The 6,226-nt window shown below is 70.2% G+C and carries 5 protein-coding genes; 1 reads left to right on the top strand and 4 read right to left on the bottom strand.

The genetic code is table 11. The annotated features are described in order from the left end of the window. Nucleotides 1-85: 85 nt before the first annotated feature. Genes BKE38_RS05785 through BKE38_RS05775 form a run of 3 tightly spaced genes read right to left on the bottom strand, consistent with a single transcriptional unit; the run spans nt 86 to nt 3,698 of the window. Nucleotides 86-973, bottom strand: a complete 888-nt coding sequence (locus BKE38_RS05785) for a 50S ribosomal protein L11 methyltransferase (protein WP_076956416.1) — start codon at nt 971-973, stop codon at nt 86-88. Continuing rightward, on the bottom strand, nt 973-3,213 hold the full coding sequence (locus tag BKE38_RS05780; RefSeq protein ID WP_076956415.1) for an ATP-dependent helicase: 2,241 nt from the start codon (nt 3,211-3,213) through the stop codon (nt 973-975). The genes BKE38_RS05785 and BKE38_RS05780 overlap by 1 nt, the downstream gene beginning before the upstream one ends. Beyond that, a complete protein-coding gene (locus BKE38_RS05775) occupies nt 3,210-3,698 on the bottom strand; it encodes a pentapeptide repeat-containing protein (protein ID WP_367595354.1) in 489 nt (162 codons plus the stop codon). The genes BKE38_RS05780 and BKE38_RS05775 overlap by 4 nt, the downstream gene beginning before the upstream one ends. A gap of 243 nt (nt 3,699-3,941) precedes the next feature. Between BKE38_RS05775 and BKE38_RS05770 the strand changes: the two genes are divergently transcribed. Next, nucleotides 3,942-4,766 carry a hypothetical protein gene (locus BKE38_RS05770; protein ID WP_242662225.1) on the top strand — a complete coding sequence of 275 codons (825 nt, stop codon included), beginning with the start codon at nt 3,942-3,944 and terminating at the stop codon, nt 4,764-4,766. A gap of 218 nt (nt 4,767-4,984) precedes the next feature. Here BKE38_RS05770 and metF read toward each other — a convergent pair whose 3' ends face one another. Then, nucleotides 4,985-5,944: a methylenetetrahydrofolate reductase gene (gene metF, locus BKE38_RS05765; protein ID WP_076956413.1), complete on the bottom strand. Its 960-nt coding sequence runs from the start codon at nt 5,942-5,944 to the stop codon at nt 4,985-4,987. Nucleotides 5,945-6,226 lie beyond the last annotated feature (282 nt).

Genomic DNA, 6,226 nt, shown 5'->3' with positions numbered 1-6,226 from the left:
GCGCCGGTCCGTTCCAGACCGCCCTGCACCCCTTCCCCCGGTGCAGGGCGGTTCTGATTCCAGGGGTCGGGAAAGCGGCTCGCCTTCAGCGCTTGCGCAGGACGAGGGCCGACCAGTGGCCCTGGTCGATGCGGCGCTCCAGCACCATGCCGGCGCGGCGATGCGCCGCCAGCACCATGCGCACCTGGGTGCCGAGCAGCCCGGCCAGGATCGCCGTGCCGCCGGGGTTCAGATGGTCGGACAGCTGCTTGGCCATGCTGCAGAGCGGACGGGCCAGGATATTGGCGAAGACCAGGTCATAGCGGCCCGAGCGCACGGCCCGGTGCTTCCAGCCATCGGCCAGGCGCGACTGCAGCAGGTTGCGCAACCCGTTCATCACCGCATTGTCGGCGGCGATGCGCACGCTCCAGGGCTCGATGTCGGTGGCCTGGACCCGGCGCTTCAGCTGCTTGGCCGCCGCCATGGCCAGGATCCCCGAGCCGGTGCCGATGTCGAGGATCGAGCGCGGCCGGCGATGCGCCATGCCCTCGAAGCCGATCAGGCAGCCGCGGGTCGAGCCGTGCTCGCCCGAGCCGAAAGCCAGGCCGGCATCCAGCTTGAGCACGGTGCGGCCATAGGTCGGGCGGTCCGGCACATGGGTCGGGCGGATCAGCACGCGGCCGCCGATCTCCTGTTCCGGGAAGGCCTGCACGGTGCGGGCCAGCCAGCCATCCGCCTCGACCGGGGCGCGCTTCAGCTCGGGCAGCTCGATGCCGGCAAGCGCCGCGGCCAGGACCAGCGCCGGCAACAGCTCCTCGTCGCCCTGGTTCAGCTCGCGCACCGCTTCCAGGCCCCAGGTGTCGGTGGGGTCGTCCTTGAAGTAGCCGACCGTCGGGCAGACGCTCTGCAGCGCCGATTCGAACAGCGGCACCGCCTCTTCCGGCAGGCCGTCGATGGTCAGGGTCTCGAGCAGGGGAGGATGGCGGCGGTTCATCAGGCCTTTTCCACGAAACTGTCCAGCACGCGTTTACGCCCCGCCTTGTCGAACTCGACGTCCAGCTTGTTGTCATCCGCGGCCACCACGCGGCCATAGCCGAATTTCTGGTGGAACACCCGCGTGCCGACCGGAATCGCGGCGGTTTTCGCCGGGCGCTCCGCCACTTCCCAGGCACCGGCCTCGATCACCCGCGGCGGGCGGCGCGCCATCAGCGGGAACTGGCCGGAAAAGGCCGAGGGCATGGCGGCCATCGGCTGGCGGCGGCTGCTGCTGCCTTCCTGCTCGATATGGTCGGGCGGCAGTTCCTCCAGGAAGCGGCTGGGGATGGCGCTGGACCAGTTGCCATAGAGCTGCCGGTTCGCCGCATGGCTGATGATGCAGAGCTTGCGCGCCCGGGTGATGCCGACATAGGCGAGGCGCCGTTCTTCCTCGAGCGATTTCTCGCCGCCTTCGTCGAGGGCGCGCTGGTTGGGAAACAGCCCCTCCTCCCAGCCCGGCAGGAAGACGGTGTCGAATTCCAGCCCCTTGGCGGCATGCAGCGTCATCAGGCTGACGCGGCGCGTCTCCGCCTGCTCGTCATTCTCCATGACCAGCGCGACGTGTTCCAGGAAGCCGGCCAGCGTCTCGAACTCGGCCAGCGCCCGCTGCAATTCCTTGAGGTTGTCGAGCCGGCCGGGCGCCTCGGGCGTCTTGTCCTGCTTCCACATGTCGGTATAGCCCGACTCGTCCAGCATGGTGCCGGCCATCACCACATGGCCCTCGCCCGGCAGCATCTCGCGCCAGCGGCCGAAGCCTGTCAGCAGCTCGCCCAGGGCCTGGCGCGGCTTGGGGCGCATGCCGCCGTCTTCCACCAGGCGATGCGCCGCGGCCAGCAGCGGGATATTGGCGTCGCGCGCCAGCTCGTGCATCTGCCGCATGGCGGTGTCGCCCAGGCCGCGCTTCGGCGTGTTGACGATGCGCTCGAAGGCCAGGTCGTCGGCCGGCTGGTTGACCACGCGCAGATAGGCCATGGCGTCGCGGATCTCGGCCCGCTCGTAGAACTTCTGGCCGCCGACCACGCGATAGGGGATGCCCAGCGTGATCAGCCGCTCCTCGAAGGCGCGGGTCTGCGAGCCGGCGCGCACCAGGATGGCGATCTCGGCCAGGTCGTGCCCGTCGCGGCGCAGCGCCTCGATGCGGCCGCCCACCATCCGGGCCTCCTCGACCGAGTCCCAGAGCGAGACCACCTGCACCTTCTCGCCGCGGGAATCCTTTCGGCCCGGGCGCAGCGTCTTGCCCAGCCGGCCGCTGTTCTTGGCGATCAGCCCGGAGGCGGCCGCCAGGATCGGCGCCGTGGACCGGTAGTTGGATTCCAGCCGGACGATGGCCGCACCGGGAAAATCCTTCTCGAACCGAAGAATATTCTCGATCTCGGCGCCGCGCCAGGAATAGATCGACTGGTCATCGTCGCCAACGCAGCAGATGTTGCTGGGCGTCGGCGCCGTGCGCTGCGCCAGCAGCCGCAGCCAGAGATACTGCACCGTATTGGTGTCCTGGTACTCGTCGACCAGGATGTAGCGGAACATGCGGTGATACTGCGCCAGCACCTCCGGATGGCCGCGCAGCACCTCGACCACATGCAGCATCAGGTCGCCGAAATCGGCGGCGTTCAGCTGCTTCAGCCGCTCCTGGTAGCCGGCATAGAGGGCGCGGGCCTTGTTGCCGGCGAAGTCCGAATCCTCCTCCGCGGTGATCCGCGCCGGGGTCAGCCCGCGATCCTTCCAGCGCTGGATGACCGCCATCAGCCCCTGCGGCGGCCAGCGCTTCATGTCGATGCCGCCGGCCTCCATCACCTGCTTCAGCAGCCGCATCTGGTCGTCGGTGTCGAGGATGGAGAAGTTGCTGGTCAGCCCGACCAGCTCGGCATGGCGCCGCAGCATGCGGGCGCAGAGCGCGTGGAAGGTGCCGAGCCACAGCCCCTCCGCCGGATGGCCGAGGATCGAGGAGACGCGCTCCCGCATCTCGCGCGCCGCCTTGTTGGTGAAGGTCACCGCCAGCACCTGGTTGGGGAAGGCGCGGCGGGTCATCAGGATATGGGCGAAGCGGGTGGTCAGCACCCGGGTCTTGCCGGTGCCGGCGCCGGCCAGCACCAGCAGCGGGCCGTCCACCGTCTCGACGGCAGCGCGCTGCTCGGGGTTCAGCCGGTCCAGATAGTCGTTGGGCGACTGCGGCGGGGTGGTCGTCGACAGGTCGGTCATAGGCAGGCCCCCAGGGAACCGGCGGCGCAGCGCTTCTGCCCGTCCACCCAGAGCGCGCCGTCCAGGGTGGCGGTGGAAAGATCGGAGCCGGCGAGCAGCGCCCCGGTCAGCTCGGCGCCCGACAGGTCGGCGCGGAAGAAGCGGGCGTTGCGCAGGTCGGCGCCATGGAACCTGGCGCCCACCAGCCGGGTGCGGGTGAAATCCGCCCCGCGCAGCACGGCGCGGGAGAAATCGGCGCCCTCGGCATCGGCCGAGGTGAAGCGGGCATCCGGCGCCTCGGCCCCGCTCAGATTGGCGCCGACCAGGCGGCCACGGGCGAAGCTGGCGTCGCGCAGCACCGCGCCCGAGAGGTCGGCACTGGAAAAATCCTGCCCGTCCTGCAGGCAGCGGCGCCAGTCGACCTTCGCCGCGGCGGGGTCGTTGCAGGCCGCCCCCGCCGGCGCGGCCGTCAGCAGCGCCGCCGCGGCCAGCAGCGGCAGCAGCACCAGGGAAAGGGACCGGAGGGGGCGTGGGATTGGCGGCGTCACCCCTGGCATATAGAACGATGAGCGAACGCGGCCAACCTTCGGCCGCCCATCCTGTCGGGGGATGCCGCCATCCTGAGCCTGCCGCTTCGTCTGCTGGGCCGCCTGCTGGAAGGGTCCGCGCGCCAGGGCGGCACGCTGCTCGCCATCAGCATCTTCGCGGGGCTCCTGCTGCCGCCGCTGGCCAGCGCGCTGCGCGACGTGGTGACGCCCACCGTCGCCTTGCTGATGACCCTGATCCTGCTGCGCGTCGATTTCGCCCAGGTGCTGTCCTATCTGCGCCGCCCGGTGATGGTCGCGGCGCTGCTGGCCTGGCTGCTGCTGGCCTGCCCGCTGCTGGCCTATGCCGTGGTGCGCGCCGTCGGGCTGGCCACCGGGCTCGACGGGCCGCTCGGCGCCGCGCTGGTGATCATGGCGACCGGCTGCGCCGCCACCTCCTCCCCGGCCTTCGCCAGGCTGGTGGGACTCGACGGCGAGATCGCGCTCGTCGCCTCCCTCCTCTCCACCCTGCTGGTGCCCTTCACCGCGCCGCCCCTGGCGCTGGGCCTGCTGGGCATCGACCTGTCGCTGTCGGTCGCCGCGCTGGTCGGGCGCCTGGCGCTGATGGTGGGCCTGCCGCTGCTGGTGTCCCTCGTCATCCGCCGCCTGGCCGGGCCCGAGCGCCTGCGCCGCTGGGGCCGCGCGGTGGACGGCGCCGTGGTGCTGCTGGTGGTGCTCTACGGATTCGGCGTGATGGACGGGGTGCTGGCCAAGCTGCTCGCCGAGCCCGCCTTCGTGCTCGGCGGCATTCTTCTGGCGTTTGCCGGCAGCGCGGGGCTCAACCTGGTCACCGCCCTGGCCCTGGCGCCGGCCGGGCGCGGGCTGGCCCTGTCAGCCGGGCTGCTCTCCGGCAACCGCAACATGGCCCTCTACCTGGCCGTGCTGCCCGCCAGCACGGATGCGCGAATCCTGCTGTTCTTCGCGCTGTGCCAGTTTCCGCTGTTTCTCAGCCCCTTCTTGCTGAAGCCGATTTACCGGAAGATCGCTTGAGGGAAGCCATGCCAGGATTGGGGGAATGAATGCCCCCAAGCCCCCTTCTTTTATTTCTGTTCATGCTGCCGCGGGCCGTGGCAGCGCGGGACTCTCCAGGAGTGCAGCGTCCCGCCTGTGAACAAGGCAGCGGCAGCCGGACAAAGCAAGATGATCGGCTCGGACGGACACGTCCGGGGGGAAGACATCATTCTTCCCCCCGGCTCCGGCGGCCTTCTTCAGACCGCTTTCGGCCGCGCGCCCAGGATATGCGCGATGGCGAAGGTCAGGTCGGCGCGGTTCAGCGTGTAGAAATGGAACTCGTCGACGCCATTGGCCTGCAGCAGGCGGACCTGCTCGGCGGCCAGCGCCGCGGCGACCATGCGGCGGGTGTCGGCGTCCTCGTCCAGGCCCTCGAACAGCTTGCCCATCCAGACGGGCACCGAGGTGCCGCACATGGCCGAGAACTTCTTCACCTGGTTGAAATTCGACACCGGCAGGATGCCCGGCACGATCGGCACGGTGATCCCCGCCGCCAGCGCCCGGTCCAGGAAGCGCAGGAAGACCTCGGTGTCGAAGAAGTACTGGGTGATGGCGCGGGTGGCGCCGGCGTCGATCTTGCGCTTCAGGTTGTCCAGATCGCTCTCGGCCGAGGAGGCGGCGGGGTGCGTCTCCGGATAGGCCGCGACCGAGATCTCGAAATCGCCAATCCGCTTCAGCCCGGCCACCAGGTCGGCGGCATAGGCATAGCCCTGCGGATGCGGGGTATAGCCCGCCTCGCCGGCCGGCGCGTCGCCGCGCAGCGCGACGATATGCTTCACCCCGGCATCCCAGTACTGGCGCGCGACCTCGTCCACCTCGCCGCGGCTGGCGCCGACGCAGGTCAGGTGGGCGGCCGGCGTCAGGCTGGTCTCGCGCACCAGGCGGGCCACCGTGGCGTGGGTGCGCTCCTGGGTGGTGCCGCCGGCGCCATAGGTCACCGAGACGAAGCGTGGCGCCAGCGGCTCCAGCCGGCGGATATTGGTCCAGAGCTGCTGCTCCAGCGCCTCGGTCCGCGGCGGGAAGAACTCGAAGGACAGGGCAGGCGGCGGCAGCTCGGTCGGCACCGGCAGGCCGGCCACGCGCGGACCGGTCAGCCAGCGCTGCAGGGTGCCCTTGGGCGCGCCGCTGGCGGCGGCATGGTCGGCAAGGTGGTTCATGGCGACACCCTTACTTCACCGCGCCCCGAAAATGAATTTGGGAAATGATTCGCCCGGGCATCCAAGCCGCGCACGCAGCGTTGTCTCGTAAGCTTGGCCTTTGGCTGTTCCTTACATTCATCCCTGCATGTATGTTATCAGCCGCTCAGCTGCCCCGGATGTGACCGCCGGTCGGGGTCGGAGGACGGGCGGCGCGCTTGCCGTCCCGCCTCTTGCCGCTCAACCTTGGCCACGCCAGTTGTCGATGCGCCTCCGCCGTGCTCTTGCCTGCCCGTCCCCCTC

The organism is Teichococcus deserti, from assembly GCF_001982615.1.
GTDB lineage: Bacteria > Pseudomonadota > Alphaproteobacteria > Acetobacterales > Acetobacteraceae > Pseudoroseomonas > Pseudoroseomonas deserti.
Note: the sequence above shows the minus strand (reverse complement) of the source record. Positions and strands in the feature narration are given on the sequence as shown.

Bases quoted from the DNA above. Each gene is read 5' to 3' on its own strand.
- BKE38_RS05785 (WP_076956416.1), bottom strand. From the start codon at position 973: ATGAACCGCCGCCATCCTCCCCTGCTCGAGACCCTGACCATCGACGGC.
- BKE38_RS05780 (WP_076956415.1), bottom strand. From the start codon at position 3,213: ATGACCGACCTGTCGACGACCACCCCGCCGCAGTCGCCCAACGACTAT.
- metF (WP_076956413.1), bottom strand. From the start codon at position 5,944: ATGAACCACCTTGCCGACCATGCCGCCGCCAGCGGCGCGCCCAAGGGC.